The sequence below is a fragment of the Nocardioides sp. zg-DK7169 genome, from assembly GCF_013155365.1.
Lineage (GTDB): Bacteria > Actinomycetota > Actinomycetes > Propionibacteriales > Nocardioidaceae > Nocardioides.
In genome coordinates, this window is record NZ_JABJRA010000009.1 from 158,696 (window position 1) to 176,325 (window position 17,630).

The following is a 17,630-nucleotide window of genomic DNA, read 5'->3' on the forward strand; positions in this document are numbered from 1 at the left end:
CCTACTCCGTCGGGGACTCGCTCGGCGACTCGGTGGGCGCCTCGTACTCCGAGTCGAGGACGGGGCGGGAGGCCTCGTCGATGCGGGAGGTGTAGTCGCCGATGTCGTCGACCACCGGGACGGTGAAGAGCTCGCTGAGGATCGGGTCCACGGCCTTCTCGAGCTCGCCCCACACGTCGAGCAGCGGCGGGATCCGCAGCGCGCGGACACTGGTGTTGAAGGCGGAGGCGTGCTCGGGCTGGCGTCCGGGCTGCAGGAAGTCGTCGGTGAGGGCAACCTCCTGGTTGGCCGGCGCGAGGTAGCCGGCGCGCGTCACCTCGCGCACCGACTCGGTCGAGAGCGCGTGCACGACGAAGTCGGCCGCCTCCGGGACGCTGCGCGCCTCCGAGGAGACGCACAGGCCGGTGATGTCGCCGACGGTGGCGGCGGACTCGATGACCGGCATCTGGATGACGTCGAAGTCGAGCCCACGCACCCGGCGCAGCTCGGGCACCAGCGAACGGTCGCCGGGGATCATCGCGAGCTTGCCGGCCTTGAACCACTCCAGCGCCGGGCGCTCGGCGAGCTGCTCGTCGGAGAGCGTCTGGGTCGGGTCCCGCAGCACGCGCAGCGCCAGGGAGAGCGCCTCGCGCGAGCCCTCGTCGTCCAGGGAGAGCGAGGTCGGGTCGGTCTCGTCGTTGAACATCGGCCCGCCGGAGTAGATGAACGGCGCGAGGCCGTCCAGCGTCGGCGGGACGTGCACGCCCTTGGTCCCCTGGCGCTTGCGGGAGGTGAAGGCCGCGGCCTCGGCGAACTGCGCGAAGGTCCACTTGGTGCGCGAGCCGGAGGGCACGTCGAGGCCCAGCTCGGCCATCCGGTCGAAGTCGACGAGGTCGGTGTTGTAGTACATGACCGTCGGGGAGATGCCGTACGGCATGCACTGCAGCGCGCGGTCCAGCGCGAACGCCTCGAGCGCCGAGCGGGAGTAGCGGTCGCCGAACTCGACGCCGCGCTCGTCGAGGAGCTCGCCGATCGGGATGTTCAGGCCCTCGTCGTGGGTCCAGACCAGGTCGGCGCGGTCGAGCATGTAGACGTCGGGGGTCTCCCGCGCGCCCGTGCGCATCGCGGCCACCAGCGCCTCGCGGTCGGGGAACGCCACGATCCGGACGTTGCTCTCGTCCGACAGCGCGTTGAACTGCGCCACCGTCGACTCGAAGGCCGCGATCTCGTCGTCGCTGCCCCACACGCCGAAGGTCAGCTCGACCTCCTCGCCCGCCTGGGGCGTCGCCGCCGCGGTGGTGCGCGGCGCGGTCGGCTCCGGGTCGTCGTCGCTGGAGCACGCGGTCAGCCCGAGGGTGAGCGCGAGTGCCGCGGTCCAACAGGTCGTACGTCGTATTCGTCGGACCTGCCTGCTGCTCACGACTCCACCGTTCTGCTCGACCCCACCGGGCGGGACACCCGGAGCGGTCTCACCTTATCGAGTCGACCCGCACGCCCGACGTGCATGTCGGAGCACGCCGCGCCGCCCGGCGCTACCTACGATTCTCCACGTGCTCCGCGTCCTCGCCGTCTCCTCCCTCGCCCTCGTCCTGCTCGCCGGCTGCGGCGCCGAGGACCCGTCCCCGGAAGCGGCACTGCCCGCGGTCCCCCGGACCGCCACCGCGGACCCGAGCGACTCGGCGAGGCCGACCCCCGAGACCACCCCGGAGACGGCCGGGACCACCCCGGACACCACCCCGTCCGGCAGCCCGCTCGCACGCCGTCAAGCCCCGACGGGCGACGGCCGCGCGCTGCTCCTGGATCCCGACGACCTGCCGCTGCTCGCCGACGCCCAGCCGTGGGTCACGACCGCGACGACGCCGGAGGACAAGGAGGCCGTCGGCATCTGCCAGCGCGCCAGCCTGACCGACATCGGCGCGGTGCGGACCGTACGACGCACCTTCGCCAACGGCCACGGGGAGACCCGCCGCCCGGCCGGCGCCGTCCAGGTCGTGGCCGACTTCGCCGACCCTCGCTCGGCGACCCGCGCGCTGCGGGTCCTGGAGTCGTGGTGGCGCGACTGCGCCGAGCACGTCGACCAGCCGCACCGCCGCATCGCCGCGCTGCGCACCGTGGACGTCCCGGCGGGCACCGCGCGGGCCTACCGCGCGACCTACGGCCCCCGTGCCCGGGCCGCGCGGCACCTCGAGGGCATGGCGTTCCTGCGCCACGGCGCGACGATCACCGTCGTGCGCGTCGAGGCCCACGCCGGCGGGTTCGCCGGGCCGCGGGCCAACCCCGCGCGCGGCGCCGTGCGCCACCTCGCCCGCCGCGTGGGCTGAGCCCCGAGGTCAGGACAGGTGCGGGCGCGCGGCCGCCAGCACCGCGTCGAACGTACGCCGGTCCAGCGCCGCGCCCTCGCGGCGCACCGACGACTCCTCGAGCACCAGCAGCCGGTCCAGGCGCACCTCGCTGGGGCGCCCGCGGCCGTCCCAGGCACCGGTGCCCACGTCCATCCAGTACCGGCCCCAGCGGGCCTCGTCGGCGGCGTCCCGGTCGTGGTCCTTGCTGGTCAGCATCAGCCCGAGCAGCCGGGGCCCGCGCCGGCCGATGACCAGCACCGGGCAGTCCTTGCCCCGGGTGGCGTCCTCCTCGTAGGGCACCCAGCCCCAGACCACCTCGCCCGGGTCGGGTCGCCCGTCGGGACGCGGCGCGTAGCCGATCTCGTCGCGGACGCTGCCGCGACCCGGCGCCCGGGGCGGGGCCGGCGCGGAGGTCCTCGGGGCGCCCGTCGTACGACGCGACGGGGGCGTCAGCGCCGTGCGGAGGCCGCGACCGGCCAGACGCGCGAGGCGGCGGGGCATGCGGGGAAGAGCCATGGCCCGAGGGTAGTGAACACGCCGGACCGGGAGCGCCTCACGGCGCGTGGCCGCTCGTAGCGGCTAATTTTGGGACCCGGGGCTGCCGCGGTCCGACGTGTTCGTGACCAGTCTAGCGGTCGGGCCTACGACGCCAAGCCGTTCTCCCGTGGCCTGCGCCTCAGGCCGCAGGATTCAGGACAGACGGTGCGCCAGCTCGATGTGGCCCGCGGCCTCGAGCTGCTCGGCGAGGGCGAGCATCCGCTGCACGGGCTCCCCGGTGACGCCGGTGGCGGCGCGGCCGGTGGCGATCACGTGCGCGAACGCCGAGGCCCGGAACAGCACGTCGGCGAAGTCGCCGGTGGCGATGCCGCGCAGCACCTCGTCGATCATCGCCTTCAGCTGCTCGGGGCCGGGCGGGTCGGCGACCCCGGCCACCACCCGCGCGACCTGGGCACGGCTGCGACCGGCCTCGAACTCCCGCGCCACGGCGACCGGCTCCGCGTGCACCCAGGAACGCAGCAGGTACAGCCGCCACAGGCACCCCGCCACCGTGTCGGCGGCCGAGCCGGACCACACCTCGGCGATCGTCTCGATGCCCTCCGTGTCGGCGAGGTGCAGCAGCCGCTCGGCGATCGCGGCGTCCCCGCGGTCGCGGGCCCCGTGCACCAGCAGCCGGGCGGCCTGGTCGGCCGCCTCGCGCACCAGCGCCGGGTCCGCGCCGCCGATCGCCTCGGCGATGACGGAGTCGCCCGGGAGCATCGGCTTGTGGTGGGGACGTGAGCTCACCAGATGAGCCTACGGCGCGCCCGATGCACACCGGACCGCGCGTCCTCAGGCGCCGGTGCGGCCCAGCGCCTTGCGGATCCGCTGGTCGCTGACCGGGTACGGCGTGCCGAGCTGCTGGGCCCACAGCGAGACCCGGTACTCCTCCAGCATCCAGCGCACCTGGCGCAGCGCCTCCCCCGGCGGGCGACCCGCGGGCAGCGCCTCCACCTGGTGCAGCCAGGACGCCTGGAGCTCGCCGATCCGGTCCATCAGCTGGCGGTCCCGGTTGATCGCCGCGACGCCCTCGTCGAGCCGGGCCCGGCGCTGGGTGAGCGCGGTCAGGTAGACCGGGTAGCGGCGCAGCTGGGCCGGCCCGGCCTCCCCGATGAACCCGCGGTGCACCAGCCGGGCGAGCTGGGCCTTCATGTCCGAGAGCGCCGGCAGCTGGGCCATCTCGGCGCGTCCGGTCAGCGCCTTCTCGGCCGCGCGCCAGGCCTCCAGGACCCGCAGCACGTCGGCGACCATCGCGCGCAGGTGCGCCTCGAGGTCGCGCCCGGCCTCGGCGCGCAGCGCGGCGTACTCCTGCTCGGTCCAGACCGGCGGACGCGCGTCGACCGCCGCGCCCAGGATCGCGGCGCGGCAGTCCTCCAGCAGGTCGGTGACCGAGGCGTACGGCGACCCGGCGAGCCCGAGCTTCTCGGCATTGCCGAGGCCGTCGAGCACCCGCTTGACCGGTCCCCCGCGCCCGTCGAGGCGGTCCAGCTCGAGCAGCAGCAGCCGGCGCACGCCGAGGCGGTGCCGGGCCTCCTGCTCCTCCGCGGAGCCGTGGACCTGGAGCCCGACGGTGCGGCCCTCGTCGACGAGCGCCGGGTAGGCCTGCACCTCGTGCCCGGCCCGCTTCTGCTCGAAGGAGCGCTCGATGGTGCCGAAGGTCCAGGTGGTCTGCCCCGTGCGGCTCAGGCCGCTCTCGCTGGCGACCTCGGCGATGGCCTGCTGGAAGGAGCCCCGCAGCGGCGCCTTCAGTGCCTCGAGGTCCTTGCCGCGGCCGCGCTCGCGGCCCTGCTCGTCCACCACGCGGTACGTCGGGCGCAGGTGCTCGGGGACCTTGGCCCAGTCCCAGGCCTCGCGCGGGACCAGCAGCCCGGTGCGCGCGCGGCACCACCGCTCGAGGGCGTCGAGCAGCGGCTCCTCCCCCGCCGGGACGTCGGCGAGGAACTCCCGGGCGCGGTTCGGCGCCGGGACGAGGTGGACCCGGAGGTTCTTCGGCAGGCTGCGGATCAGCGCGGTGACCAGCTCCTCGCGCAGGCCGGGGACGTTCCAGGAGAAGTCGGCGGCGGAGACCCGGTTGAGCATCGCGACCGGTACCTCGATGGTGAGGCCGTCGTCCTCGGTGCCGGGCTCGAAGTGGTAGCTGATCGGGAAGGTGAGTCCCGCGCCGATGTCGGTGCGCCACTCCTCGGGGTAGTCCTCGGCGCGCACCTCCTCGACCGTGTCGTGGGTGAGCATCGAGGGGTCGAAGGTCAGCAGGTCGGGGCGGGTGCGCCGCTCCTTCTTCCACCACTGGTCGAAGTGGGCCCCGCTCACGACCTCGGCGCCCACCCGGGCGTCGTAGAAGTCGAACAGGGTGTGCTCGTCGACCACGATGTCGCGCCGCCGGGCGCGGTGCTCGAGCTCCTCGGCCTGCTCCAGCAGCCGCTGGTTCTCGGTGAGGAAGCGGTGCCGGCTGTTCCACTCGCCGTGGACCAGCGCGTGGCGGATGAACAGCTCGCGCGCCAGCGCCGGGTCGACCTTGCCGTAGCTGACCAGCCGGTCGGCGACGAGCGGTACGCCGTACAGCGTCGCGCGCTCGTGGGCCATCACCGCGGCCCGCTTCTTGCTCCAGTGCGGCTCCGACCAGGTCCGCTTGACCAGGTCGCCGCCCAGCCGCTCGGCCCACTCGGGCTGGATGCCCGCGACCTGGCGCGCCCACAGCCGCCCGGTCTCGACGAGCTCGCCGGCCATCACGAACGGGGGGTTCTTGCGGGCCACCACGCTGCCGGGGAAGATCGCGAACCGCGCGCCGCGCGCGCCGAGGTACTCCCGCGGCCCGCGGCGGCGCCCGTCGCGGCCCTGGCCGCCCTGCCCCGAGGCGGCCTTGTCGCGCTCCTCGAGCAGCCCGATCTGCGAGAGCAGGCCGGACAGCAGCGCCTGGTGGATGCCGTCGGTGTCGGGGGTGTCGGCGGGCTGGCCGACGTGGACACCCATCTCCTTGCACACCTGGCGCAGCTGGGACTCGAAGTCCTGCCACTCGCGCACCCGCAGGTAGTTGAGGAACTCCCGCTTGCACATCCGGCGGAAGGCGCTGCCGGAGAGCTCGCGCTGCTGCTCCTTGAGGAAGCGCCACAGGTTCAGCCAGGTCAGGAAGTCGCTGCCCTCGGCCTTGAACCGGGCGTGCAGCTGGTCGGCGCGCGCCTGCTCGGCTGGATGGTCGGGGCCGGGCCGCTCGCGCGGGTCCTGCAGCGACAGCGCGGCCGCGATCACGACCACCTCGCGCAGGCAGCCGAGCCGCTCGGCCTCCAGCACCATGCGTCCCAGGCGGGGGTCGATCGGCAGGCGCGCCAGGCGGCGGCCCAGGTCGGTCAGCCGGGTGCCCGACCGGCCCTTGCCGGAGCCACCGGCCTCGGGTGCCGCGTCCGACGTGCCCGGGCGCAGCGCGTGCAGCTCCTCGAGCAGCTGCACGCCGGCGGTGATGTTGCGCCGGTCCGGGGGCTCGACGAACGGGAAGCGGGCCACCTCGCCGAGGCCCAGGCTGGCCATCTGGAGGATGACGCTGGCCAGGTTGGTGCGCAGGATCTCGGGGTCGGTGAACTCCGGGCGGCCCTCGAAGTCCTCCTCGGAGTAGAGCCGGATCGCGATGCCGGCCTCGACGCGGCCGCAGCGCCCCGAGCGCTGGTTGGCGGAGGCCTGGCTGATCGGCTCGATGGGCAGGCGCTGGACCTTGCTGCGCACCGAGTAGCGGCTGATCCGGGCCACGCCGGTGTCCACGACGTAGCGGATGCCGGGGACGGTCAGCGAGGTCTCGGCGACGTTGGTCGCGAGCACGACGCGGCGCCCGGTGTGGCGGGCGAAGACCCGGTGCTGCTCGGCGGCCGAGAGCCGCGAGTACAGCGGGACGATCTCCAGGGGGTTGCGCAGGTTGAGCCCCTCGAGCACCTCGGCGGTGTCGCGGATCTCCCGCTCGCCGGGCAGGAAGACCAGGATGTCGCCGGGGCCCTCGGCGACCAGCTCGCGCACCGCGTCGGCGATCGCCTCGGTCTGGTCACGGACGACCGGCTCGCCCTCCTCGTCCTCCTCGGGCAGCTCCATCAGCGGGCGGTAGCGCACCTCCACGGGGTAGGTGCGCCCGGAGACCTCGATGATCGGCGCCGGCTCGCCGGTGCGTACGTCGGCGAAGTGGGCGGCGAACCGCTCGGGGTCGATCGTCGCGGAGGTGATGAGGAGCTTGAGGTCGGGACGGCGCGGCAGCAGCTGCTTGAGGTAGCCGAGCAGGAAGTCGATGTTGAGGCTGCGCTCGTGGGCCTCGTCGATGATGATCGTGTCGTACTTGCGGAGCATCCGGTCGCGCTGGAGCTCGGCGAGCAGGATGCCGTCGGTCATCAGCTTCACGCGGGTGCTGCGCGAGGTGCGGTCGGTGAAGCGCACCTGGTAGCCGACCACGCCGTCGGGCCCGCCGAGCTCGGTGCCGAGCTCCTCGGCGATCCGCTCGGCCACCGAGCGGGCCGCGATCCGCCGCGGCTGGGTGTGCCCGATCAGCCCGCCGCCCTTGCGCCCGCGCCGGCCGCGGCCGAGCTCGAGGCAGATCTTGGGCAGCTGGGTGGTCTTCCCGGAGCCGGTCTCGCCCGCCACGATCACGACCTGGTGGTCGCGGATCGCGGCCGCGATGTCCTCGCGGCGCTGGGTGACCGGGAGCTCCGGCGGATAGGTGATCGAGAGCTCGTCGGTCATGGCCCCGCCATTGTGCCAACCCGCACCCGAGGTTGGACCCGCGGTGGACGGGGAAGCGTGCCCAGCGACCCGGACGCGCGCGCCGGGGCCAGCCGGATGCCCTCGATCGGTACCGTCGCTGGGCCGCACCGGACATGATGTGGGTCACACCACGAGGAAGGGGCTCGCATGCAGCTCGAGCTGTCAGCGCAGGACGAGGCGTTCCGTCAGGAGATGCGCACGTTCTTCACGACCCAGGTCTCCCCGGAGATCCGCGAGACGGTCATCGCCGGCCGCGAGCTCGGGCGCGACGCCTACGTCGAGACCCAGCGCACGCTGAACGCCGCGGGGCTCGCCGTACCGCACTGGCCCGAGGAATGGGGCGGGCGCGGCTGGAGCGACCTGCGCCGCCACCTGTGGCTGGAGGAGATGCAGGCGGCCGGCGTGCCCGCGCCGCTCCCCTTCAACGCCAACATGATCGGCCCGGTCCTGGCGCAGTTCGCCAGCCAGGAGATGAAGGAGCGCTTCCTCCCGCCGACCGCCAACCTCGACATCTGGTGGAGCCAGGGCTTCTCCGAGCCCGACGCCGGCTCCGACCTGGCGGCGCTGCGGACCACCGCGGTGCGCGACGGCGACGACTGGGTCGTCAACGGCCAGAAGACCTGGACCACGCTCGGGCAGTACGGCGACTGGATCTTCACCCTCGTGCGCACCGACCCCGAGGCCAAGAAACAGGCGGGCATCTCGATGCTCCTCATCGACATGACCTCCCCCGGCCTCGAGGTGCGCCCGATCCAGCTGATCGACGGCGGCCACGAGGTCAACGAGGTCTGGTTCACCGACGTCCGGGTCCCGGGCGAGAACCTCGTCGGCGAGGTCAACCAGGGCTGGACGATGGCGAAGTTCCTGCTCGGCAACGAGCGGGTCGGCGTTGCCCCCGTCGGGACCGTCAAGCGCAACCTGGCCCGCGCCAAGCGGCTGGCCGGACCCCAGCTCGGCGATCCGCTGCTCCGCGCGCGGGTCGCGGAGCTCGAGAACGAGCTGCTCGCCCTCGAGCTGACCGCTCTGCGCGTGGCCGCGCACTCCGCCGGCGGCGAGCCGCACCCGGCCAGCTCGGTGCTCAAGCTCAAGGGCACCGAGCTCCAGCAGGCGGTCAGCGAGCTGGTGCTCGACCTGGCCGGCCCCGCGGGCTACGCCTCCGGCGCGGGCGCCGGCAGCGACCTGCCGGAGTGGACCCAGCACGCCGCCCCCGCCTACCTGAACCTGCGCAAGGCCTCGATCTACGGCGGGTCGAACGAGATCCAGCGCCAGATCATCGCCCGCACGATCCTGGGACTCTGAGGGAGCACGGACATGGACTTCACCTACGACGACGAGCAGGTCGCGCTCCGCGACGCGGTGCGTGGCCTGGCCACCCGTGCCTACGGCGACTTCGAGCAGCGGCGGCGCACGGTCGCCGAGGACCCCGGGTTCAGCGAGAAGGTCTGGACCCAGCTGGCCGAGATGGGCGTGCTCGGGCTGCCCTTCCCCGAGGAGGTCGGCGGCGTCGACGCCGGGCCGGTCGAGGTCGGGATCGTCGCCGCGGAGCTGGGCCGGGTGCTCGCCCCCGAGCCGTTCCTGACCTCGGTGGTCCTCGCCGGCGGCCTGGTGGCCGCGGCCGGCACCGCGCAGCAGCAGGCCGACGTGCTGGGCCCGCTCAGCGCCGGCGAGTCGATCCTGGCCTTCGCGCACAACGAGCCCTGGGGCAACCCCGGCCCGGCCGCGCGCTGGGTCCCGACGGCCTCCACGGTGACCGCCTCCGACCCGGACGGCACCTGGCTGCTCAGCGGGGTCAAGGAGCCCGTGGCGCAGGGCGCGCGTGCGGACCTGCTGGTGGTCAGCGCCGCGCTGCCCGCCGGCGGCACCGGGCTTTTCCTGGTCCCCGGCGACGGCCCCGGCGTCAGTCGCACCGGCCACCCGACGTACGACGGGGGCCGGGCCGCCCGGATCGCCTTCGACGGCGCCCCCGCGACCCGGCTGGGCGCGCCGGGCGTCGACCAGTCCGCGACCATCTCCGCCGCGGTCGCGCACGCGCGCGTCGCGGCCTGCCACGAGGCGCTCGGCGCGATGGAGGTCGCCCTGTCCGCGACCACCGAGTACCTGCGCACCCGCAAGCAGTTCGGCGTACCGCTGGCGACCTTCCAGGCGCTGACCTTCCGGGCGGCCGACATGTACGTCTCCCTCGAGCTGGCCCGCTCGCTCACCCAGTGGGCCGCGATGGTGCTGGCCACCGGGGACCGCGAGCGCGGCACCGAGGCCGCGGCCCGCGCCGGGCTCCAGGTCAGCCGCTCGGGGCGCCACATCGGCCAGGAGGCGATCCAGCTGCACGGCGGCATCGCGATGACCGCGGAGTACCTCGTGGGCAACCTGACCGCCCGGCTCACCGCGCTCGACCACCTGCTCGGGGACGGCCACCACCACCTCACCACGCTCGCCGCGGGCGTCGGCGGGTACGGCGCCCTGGACCCGCTGGCCGGCCGGAGCGAGGCCGAGGTGCCCCACTAGGCTGCCCCCCATGGATGAACGGGGCGGAGCCGTCCGGACCGACCCCGAACGGACGCTCCCCCCGGACCCGCGGGGGTACACCCGGCGCTCGGCCCGGGTCGCCGCGATGCTCGTCTACGCCGGCCTGCTGCTGGTCTGGATCCGGCTGCTCGGCATCCCCAACGACACCATCCAGGTCTTCCTGTGGCTCTGGCTCGGCACCGTTGCGTGGAACATCGAGGCGCCGGCGCGCGCCCACCTGCGCTTCCTGCGCGACTGGTCACTGCCGGTGATCGGCCTGGTCGTGTACTTCTACAGTCGCGGCCTCACCGACGAGCTCGGGCTGCCGGTGCACATCACGATGCCGATCCGGGTCGATGAGTGGCTGGGCGGCGGGATCACCCCGACCGAGCGGCTCCAGGACGCCTGGTGCGGCGACCCGTGCACCCGTGGCCTCGCGCCGCGCTGGTACGACGCGGCGCTCACCACCGTGTACGCCTCCCACTTCCTGGTCGGGCTGACGATGGCGGCGGTCCTGTGGGTGCGCAACCGCAGCGAGTGGATGATGTGGATGCGGCGCTACCTGATGATCAACTTCGGCGCGCTGATCGTCTACATCCTCTACCCGATGGCCCCGCCGTGGATGGCCTCGCGCGACGGCTACATGGGCGAGGTCGCCCGGATCACCAGCCGCGGCTGGGCCGACCTGGGCCTGGGTCGCTTCGACCTGATCCTCCAGGGCGTCGGCAACCCGGTCGCCGCGATGCCGTCGCTGCACGCCGGCATCGCGTTCCTGGTCGCGATGTACGCGATCTGGCGCCTGCGGAGCCCGTGGCGCTGGCTGCTGGGCCTCTACCCGCTGGCGATGTCGCTGGCGCTGGTCTACTTCGCCGAGCACTACGTCATCGACGTGGTCGCCGGGGCCGCACTGGCTGCCGCGGTGATGGTCGCCGCGCGCGCCTGGGAGCGGCGCCGGGGCCCCGGCGCGCTCCCCGCGTCCTGAGCCTCCACCCCGCGTCCGACTCAGCATTTCGCACAATCGGCTCCACATTGTGCGAAGTTCCGCCATGGTGGTCGCTCCATCTCTGCGACCCCCAAGGACGGTCCCCGTGTCCCTGCTCCGACGACGGCACCGACGCGCCGGTGGCGCTCTCGCGCTCGCCCTCCCCCTCGCGCTCCTGACCTCCGCCCCCGGGACCGCGGCACCCGCCTCGCCGGACCCGTCGTCGGCGGCCGCGACCTTCGACCGGGTCAACGTGGACACCGCGGTGCAGGGCGCGAGCTTCACCGTGGTCGGCGAGGTGTTCGCCGGCGAGCAGAACATCGTGACCAGCGGCTTCGGCGCCCTCGGCCCGCGCGGCGTGCCCGGCACCGGAGGCAGCCTGCAGGTCTACCGGCCCCGCGCGAACCTCGCCGACTGGCGCAAGGTGAGCGTCTTCGACGCCAGCGCCGACATCATCTTCCCCAACCAGCCGACCCTCACCGACATGGACGGCGACGGCGACACCGACCTGGTCGTCCCCTCGGGCAACTTCTTCGACTCCTTCGCCGGCAACACCCGCGGCGCCATCACCTGGTGGGAGAACGCCGGGCTGGCCGCGGACGGCAGCCCGCTGCCGTTCGTGCGCCACGACGTCGTCACCGGCCAGGCCTGGTCCTACCACGGCGTCCAGCACACCGACCTCGACGGCGACGGGGTGAAGGACCTGCTCAGCGTCGGCGAGCAGGGCGGCGACCCCGTCGACGGGGCCGACGACCAGGTCGAGGTGCACTTCTTCCGCGGCAACGCGGACCTGACCTTCGAGGCGCCAGTGGCCCTCGCCGACGTCGGCGGCAGCCTGCCCGTGGTCCACGACGTCGACGGGGACGGCGACCCCGACATCGTCAGCTCGCAGTACTTCGACGTCGGCACCGGCCCGGAGTCGGCCGGCAGGGCGACGTTCCTGTGGCTGGAGAACACCCGCGACGCCTCCGCCCCCGGCGGCCTCACCGCGGAGGACTTCACCGCCCACACCATCGCGACCCTCGCGCAGACGGCGGCCGGGCGCGGGATCGGCATGGGCTTCCAGATCCGCCCGGTCCCGGGCTTCCGCGGCCCGGGCACCCTGTCGTGGATCGGCACCAACCACATGAACCGCTGCCTGCAGCCCTACCTCCCGGCCGAGCAGGTCGTCGAGCTGACCCCGCCGGTCGACCCGCGCCAGCAGTGGTCGCTGACCACCCTGTCCACCCCGACCACGCCGTCCGCCTCGCCCACCTGCCCCGCGGACTACACCGACGGCAGCGTGCCGATCTTCCCCGGCGACGAGATCACCTCGCGGCCCACCTACGGCCAGGGCGCCCCCGGCGTCTTCGGGTACGGCGACGTCGACGGTGACGGCGACCTGGACCTCGCGATCTCCGGCGACGGCGACCGCCGGCTGTTCTGGATCGAGCAGCTCTCGGACGGCACGACGCGCCAGCACACGCTCACCAGCCCCGGCGAGGAGTTCGGGCAGTCCGGCGGCGGCGCGGTGGCCGACCTCGACGGCGACGGCGTCAACGAGATGGTCTTCAGCTCCTTCGACCGCAACACCGTCGCGATCTGGAAGCGCCGCCCGGCGGGCACGACCACGCCGCCGGTCACCCGCACCGTCGTCACCTCGGTCCTGCGGGTCACGCCCCCGGCCGGTCGCGTCGTGGGCCGCAAGGCCACCTGGAAGGTGCGCCTCAGCGGTGCCCGGGGCGGCGACGCACGCCGGGTCACCGTCACCTTCGAGCCGCGCCGCGGCACGGCGCGCACCCTGCGCACGCTGCGCCTCACCCGGGTCGGCCCGAGCGCCCACCGGGCCACGCTGACCTGGCGACCGACCGGGCCTGGCCGGCTGCGCCTCGACTACGCCGGCACCGTCGTGAGCCCGACCCTGCGCGACACCGCGGCGCGGGCGCGCGCCCGGCTCACCGTCCGCTGAGCACGGCCGCGGCGTGCTGCGCGGCCCGGCGCTGGGCCGCGTAGCGCGCCGCGAGCAGCAGGTGCACCCCGATCGTGGCGAACATCAGCACGGTCAGCCAGGTGTGCAGCGGCTCGCGGTCGAGGTTGGTCTGGGAGGCCCAGATCAGCACCCCGAGCAGGTAGCCGAGGTAGATGTGCAACACCTTGAGGCTGCGGCGCGGGGCGACGAGCCCGAACACGTAGACCGACAGGGCGATGTGCGCGGTGTTGAGCGCGACGACCGCGCCGACCAGGTACGGCACCCAGGCCTGGAGCGTCGCTCCCCCGGCGTAGTGCGCGGCCGTGGAGGCGACCACGAGCGGCAGCAGCACCCATCCGACCCGGCGTCCCAGCACCCCGGCACGCTGGCGCCGGCGCAGGGCCAGCAGGGCCGGGTGCGGCGCGGTGACGGCCACGGCCAGCGCCCTCAGGCGCCGAAGTGGTCGTCGCCGAGGTCCTCGACGGCGCGGGTCACCTGACGCCACACCGAGCGCGCCGCGGTGACCGCGCTCTCGGCGTCGCGGTCCGCCGCGGCCGCCACGACCGCGGACTGCAGCGAGCCCTGGAGCGCGAGGTAGCCGAAGGGGTCCAGCAGCCGCACCAGGCGCTGCAGCTGCGGCAGCAGGGCGCGGAAGGCGTGCGCGAGCTCGGGGCTGCCGCAGCGCTCCAGCAGCGCGGCGCCGAAGCGGTCGGCCTCGGCGTACGCCGTCGCGACGTCGCCGCTGCGGTAGGCGAGCTCGAAGTCCAGGCTGGTACGCCGCAGGGCCGCGACGTCGCCCGGGGTGTAGCCCGGGACGCCCCAGCGCAGCACGTGCTCGAGGAACAGCGCGCCGAGCCGCAGCACGTCGTGGGCGCCGGCGCGGCTCAGCGGGGCGACCGAGGCGCCGCGGTTGCGCTGCACGACGACGAGGCCCTCGCTCGCCAGCTGGGCGAAGGCCTCGCGCAACGGGGAGTTCGAGACCCCGAAGCGCTGCATGATCGCCTCGGTGCGCAGCGGCTCCCCCGGCTCCAGGCGTCCGTGGATGATGTCGGCGCGCAGCGCGGCGACGACGTTCTCGCGCAGAGAGCCGTGCTCGCGGGTCACCGAGCCCATCGTGGCCTCCTCCTCGGGCGCCGGGCCGGACGGCCCGCCGGGTGCAGGATAGTGCCGGGTGACCGGCTACCGCGCCGGTTCCGGCGCGACCCCGACCATCGCGAGCACCAGCCCGCGGTAGTGCGCGGCCAGGTCGTCGGGCCCCCAGCTGCGGCCCTCGCGGTACCACCGCGCCAGGTCGATGCCGAGGGAGAGCACGGCGGTCGCGGTCATCGCGGGGTCGGGCGTGCTGAGCACCCCCGCCTCGACGCCGCGGCGCAGGACGTCGCGCACCCGCGCGTCGATCGCCGCGCGGAGCCGGTCGATCTCGGCGCGGTGCTCGGGCGCGAGCGCGCCCAGCTCGTAGTTGAGGATCCGGGCGGTCGTGTGCTGCACCGCGTGCCAGCGCACGTAGTCCTCGACCAGCCGGGCCAGCTGCCGCACCGGGTCCGCGGAGGTGGCCACCGCCGCCTCGCACAGCGCCAGGGTCTGCTCGTGGCCGACCAGGGAGATCCGGAACAGCAGCTCCTCCTTGGAGCGGTGGTGCACGTAGAGGGCGGCCGGGCTCATCCCCGCGGCGGCGGCGATGTCGCGCGTCGTGGTGCCGTGGAAGCCCTTGGCCGCGAAGGCCGCCACGCCCGCGGCGAGCAGCCGGTCGCGGGCGTCGCGGCGCGGTGCGCGCACCCCCGTGGGGCCGTTGACGTCCTCGGTCATGGCAGCCATAGTAAGCGAGCGCTTAGTAACCCGGGTCACACCGGACCGCTCGCGGGCCCCGGGCCCCACGGGCCACCCGGGAGCACCCACCGGGCCAGAGCACCGGAGCACAGACGGAGGACGCATGCAGGGTCTGCAGGGCAAGGTCGCGATCGTCACCGGAGCGAGCCGGGGCATCGGCCTCGGCGTCGCGGAACGGCTGGTGGCCGAGGGGGTCCGGGTCTGCGTCACCGCGCGCAAGGCCGAGGCCCTCGAGGAGGCGGTCAAGACCCTCGGCGGGGAGGACCACGCGATCGGGGTCGCCGGCAACGCCGGGGACGCCGCGCACCGCGAGGAGGCGGTGGCGCGCACCCTCGAGGCCTTCGGGAGCGTGGACCTGCTGGTCAACAACACCGGCATCAACCCGGTCTTCGGCCCGCTGGTCGAGATCGACCTCGACGCCGCCCGCAAGATCGTCGAGGTCAACGCGATCGCGGCGCTCGGCTGGGTGCAGGCCGCCCACCGCGCCTGGATGGGCGAGCACGGCGGCGCGGTCGTCAACGTCTCCTCGGTGGCCGGTGTGAAGCCGGCCCCCGGCATCGCGATGTACGGCGCGACGAAGGCGATGCTGGCCAGCCTCACCGAGAGCCTGGCCGTCGAGCTGGGCCCGACCGTGCGCGTCAACGCGGTCGCCCCGGCCGTGGTGAAGACCCGCTTCGCCAGCGCCCTGTACGAGGGCCGCGAGGAGGAGGTCGCGGCGTCGTACCCGCTCAAGCGGCTCGGCGTCCCCGACGACATCGGGAGCGTGGTCGCCTTCCTGCTCTCCGAGGAGGCCGCCTGGCTCACCGGGCAGGTGCTGGTCGTGGACGGCGGGCTCACCCTCACCGGCGGGGTCTGAGGTGGGCGGCTCCCCGCTGGCGGGCGCCGGCGCGGTCGTCACCGGCGCCGGGAACGGCATCGGGCGTGCGCTCGCGCGCCGCCTGGCCGCCGAGGGGGCCCGGGTCGTGGTCAACGACCTCGACGCCGCGGCGGCCACCGCCGTGGCGCACGAGATCGGCGGGCACGCCGCCCCCGGCGACTGCGCCTCGAGCGCCGGCGTCGCCGCGCTCGTCGAGCAGGCGAACGACGCCCTGGGGCGCATCGACGTGTTCTGCGCCAACGCCGGCATCGACGCCGGCCACGCCGCGGACGGGCCGGGCGGCCTCGCCGACCCGCTCGGCGTCCCCGACGAGACCTGGGCGCGGATGCTGGAGACCAACGTGATGGCGCACGTCCGCGCCGCGCGCGCCGTCGTGCCGGGCTGGCTCGCCGACGGGCGCGGCGGCCGGTTCGTGGTCACCGCCTCCGCCGCCGGGCTGCTGACGATGATCGGCAGCGCGCCGTACTCGGTCACCAAGCACGCGGCGGTCGGCTTCGCGGAGTGGCTCTCGGTGACCTACGGCGACCGCGGGGTCGTCGTGCAGGCACTGTGCCCGCAAGGGGTGCGCACCCGGATGCTCGAGGACGCCGGTCCGCTGACCGCGCTGCTCTCCCGCGACGCCGCGCTGGAGCCGGAGGACGTCGCCACGGCCTGGGTCGACTCCCTCGTCGACGACCGGTTCCTGGTGCTCCCCCATCCCGAGGTCGCGGACTACTACCGCGCCCGGGCGCGCGACACCGACCGCTGGCTGGCCGGCATGCGCCGGCTCCAGGCCAAGGTCGACGCGGCCGTCAGCACGCCCGCCACCACCCCGACCACCGGGAGGGACGCATGAGCACCGACCCGAGCACCCCCCTGCCGGCGAGCGGGCTGCCCGGCCTGGACCTGGCCGCCTGGCGACGCTGGTACGACGCGCAGCGGCCCGCTGAGATCGACGGCGAGCTGAGCGGCACGCTGATCGCAGGTGGGAAGTCCAACCTGACCTACGAGGTCAGCGACGGCACCCGCTGGTGGATCGTGCGCCGCCCGCCGCTGGGCCACGTGCAGGCCACTGCCCACGACATGGGCCGCGAGTTCACGGTGATGAGCGGGCTGGCCGACACCGACGTGCCGGTGCCGCGCACCTACGCCCACTGCCCCGACCCCGACGTCCTGGGCGCGCCCTTCTACGTCATGGAGCGCATCGTCGGCACGCCGTACCGCACCGCCGCGGAGCTGGAGGCGATCGGCCCGCAGCACACCGCGGAGCTGGGCGCGGCGATGATCGACGTGCTCGCCCGCCTGCACGCCGTCGATCCCGCCGCCGTCGGGCTCGCCGAGCTCGGCCGCCCGGCCGGGTTCCTGGAGCGCCAGGTGCGCCGCTGGGGCCGGCAGCTGGAGGGCTCGCGCACCCGCGAGCTGCCCGATGCGACCCGGCTGCTGGAGCGGCTGGCCGCGACCGTGCCCGCCGAGGACGGCCGCGCGGCCGGCATCGTGCACGGCGACTACCGCCTCGACAACCTGCTCGCGGTCGCGGGCGACCCACAGCCGGTGCGGGCGGTCGTGGACTGGGAGATGGCCACCCTCGGCGACCCGCTCACCGACGTGGCGCTGCTGCTGGTCTACGACAGCCTCGGCTCGATCAGCGGCGGCGCCGCCGTCGCCGACGCGAGCACCGCCCCGGGCTACCCCTCGGCCGAGAGCCAGCTCGAGCGGTACGCCGCGGCGAGCGGGCGCGACCTGGGCCGGATGGACTTCCACCTCGGCCTGGCCCACCTCAAGCTCGCCGTGATCCTCGAGGGCATCCACCACCGCCACCTGCTCGGCCAGACGGTCGGGGAGGGCTTCGACACCGTCGGCGAGGCCGTCGAGCCGCTGCTCGCGGCCGGGCTCGCCGCCGTCACCGCCGACTCCTGAGCCGACCGC

15 protein-coding genes are annotated in these 17,630 nt (G+C 74.6%); 8 read left to right on the plus strand and 7 right to left on the minus strand.

Annotation, left to right across the window (positions count from 1 at the left end; translation table 11 throughout):
- Window position 1 precedes the first annotated feature (1 nt).
- Window positions 2–1,399: an extracellular solute-binding protein gene (locus tag HOQ23_RS14565; protein ID WP_172215333.1), complete on the minus strand. Its 1,398-nt coding sequence runs from the start codon at window positions 1,397–1,399 to the stop codon at window positions 2–4.
- Window positions 1,400–1,529: 130 nt separating this feature from the next.
- Here HOQ23_RS14565 and HOQ23_RS14570 point away from each other — a divergent pair, with 130 nt between their 5' ends.
- Window positions 1,530–2,300, plus strand: a complete 771-nt coding sequence (locus tag HOQ23_RS14570) for a hypothetical protein (protein ID WP_172215334.1) — start codon at window positions 1,530–1,532, stop codon at window positions 2,298–2,300.
- A gap of 9 nt (window positions 2,301–2,309) precedes the next feature.
- Here HOQ23_RS14570 and HOQ23_RS14575 read toward each other — a convergent pair whose 3' ends face one another.
- From HOQ23_RS14575 to hrpA, 3 genes are all read right to left on the minus strand, one after another.
- On the minus strand, window positions 2,310–2,837 hold the full coding sequence (locus tag HOQ23_RS14575) for a type II toxin-antitoxin system PemK/MazF family toxin (protein ID WP_172215335.1): 528 nt from the start codon (window positions 2,835–2,837) through the stop codon (window positions 2,310–2,312).
- 174 nt (window positions 2,838–3,011) lie between these two features.
- Entirely contained in the window at window positions 3,012–3,605 is a 594-nt protein-coding gene (locus tag HOQ23_RS14580) for a hypothetical protein (protein ID WP_367650503.1), read from the minus strand.
- Between the two features lie 45 nt (window positions 3,606–3,650).
- Entirely contained in the window at window positions 3,651–7,568 is a 3,918-nt protein-coding gene (gene hrpA / locus HOQ23_RS14585) for an ATP-dependent RNA helicase HrpA (protein ID WP_172215336.1), read from the minus strand.
- 168 nt (window positions 7,569–7,736) lie between these two features.
- Between hrpA and HOQ23_RS14590 the strand changes: the two genes are divergently transcribed.
- From HOQ23_RS14590 to HOQ23_RS14605, 4 genes are all read left to right on the plus strand, one after another.
- Entirely contained in the window at window positions 7,737–8,888 is a 1,152-nt protein-coding gene (locus HOQ23_RS14590) for an acyl-CoA dehydrogenase family protein (RefSeq protein WP_172215337.1), read from the plus strand.
- A gap of 12 nt (window positions 8,889–8,900) precedes the next feature.
- Window positions 8,901–10,091, plus strand: coding sequence for an acyl-CoA dehydrogenase family protein (locus HOQ23_RS14595; protein ID WP_172215338.1), 1,191 nt, complete (start codon window positions 8,901–8,903; stop codon window positions 10,089–10,091).
- Between the two features lie 10 nt (window positions 10,092–10,101).
- Window positions 10,102–11,073: a phosphatase PAP2 family protein gene (locus tag HOQ23_RS14600; RefSeq protein ID WP_172215339.1), complete on the plus strand. Its 972-nt coding sequence runs from the start codon at window positions 10,102–10,104 to the stop codon at window positions 11,071–11,073.
- A gap of 106 nt (window positions 11,074–11,179) precedes the next feature.
- Complete coding sequence (locus HOQ23_RS14605; RefSeq protein ID WP_172215340.1) at window positions 11,180–13,021, plus strand: VCBS repeat-containing protein; 1,842 nt, start codon at window positions 11,180–11,182, stop codon at window positions 13,019–13,021.
- On the opposite strand, the gene HOQ23_RS14610 is transcribed toward HOQ23_RS14605, so the two are convergent.
- From HOQ23_RS14610 to HOQ23_RS14620, 3 genes are all read right to left on the minus strand, one after another.
- Window positions 13,008–13,457, minus strand: coding sequence for a hypothetical protein (locus HOQ23_RS14610; protein ID WP_172215341.1), 450 nt, complete (start codon window positions 13,455–13,457; stop codon window positions 13,008–13,010). The genes HOQ23_RS14605 and HOQ23_RS14610 overlap by 14 nt on opposite strands.
- Window positions 13,458–13,468: 11 nt before the next feature.
- On the minus strand, window positions 13,469–14,134 hold the full coding sequence (locus HOQ23_RS14615) for a GntR family transcriptional regulator (RefSeq protein ID WP_172215342.1): 666 nt from the start codon (window positions 14,132–14,134) through the stop codon (window positions 13,469–13,471).
- A gap of 66 nt (window positions 14,135–14,200) precedes the next feature.
- Window positions 14,201–14,827, minus strand: a complete 627-nt coding sequence (locus HOQ23_RS14620) for a TetR family transcriptional regulator (RefSeq protein ID WP_172215343.1) — start codon at window positions 14,825–14,827, stop codon at window positions 14,201–14,203.
- 124 nt (window positions 14,828–14,951) lie between these two features.
- On the opposite strand from HOQ23_RS14620, the gene HOQ23_RS14625 reads away from it, so the two are divergent.
- Genes HOQ23_RS14625 through HOQ23_RS14635 form a run of 3 tightly spaced genes read left to right on the plus strand, consistent with a single transcriptional unit; the run spans window position 14,952 to window position 17,621 of the window.
- Complete coding sequence (locus HOQ23_RS14625; protein WP_172215344.1) at window positions 14,952–15,704, plus strand: SDR family oxidoreductase; 753 nt, start codon at window positions 14,952–14,954, stop codon at window positions 15,702–15,704.
- 1 nt (window position 15,705) lies between these two features.
- Window positions 15,706–16,560 carry an SDR family oxidoreductase gene (locus tag HOQ23_RS14630; RefSeq protein ID WP_367650504.1) on the plus strand — a complete coding sequence of 285 codons (855 nt, stop codon included), beginning with the start codon at window positions 15,706–15,708 and terminating at the stop codon, window positions 16,558–16,560.
- Window positions 16,557–17,621 (plus strand): phosphotransferase family protein, encoded by a 1,065-nt coding sequence (locus tag HOQ23_RS14635; RefSeq protein ID WP_172215345.1) that lies wholly within the window; start codon window positions 16,557–16,559, stop codon window positions 17,619–17,621. The genes HOQ23_RS14630 and HOQ23_RS14635 overlap by 4 nt, the downstream gene beginning before the upstream one ends.
- The last annotated feature ends 9 nt before the right edge of the window (window positions 17,622–17,630 follow it).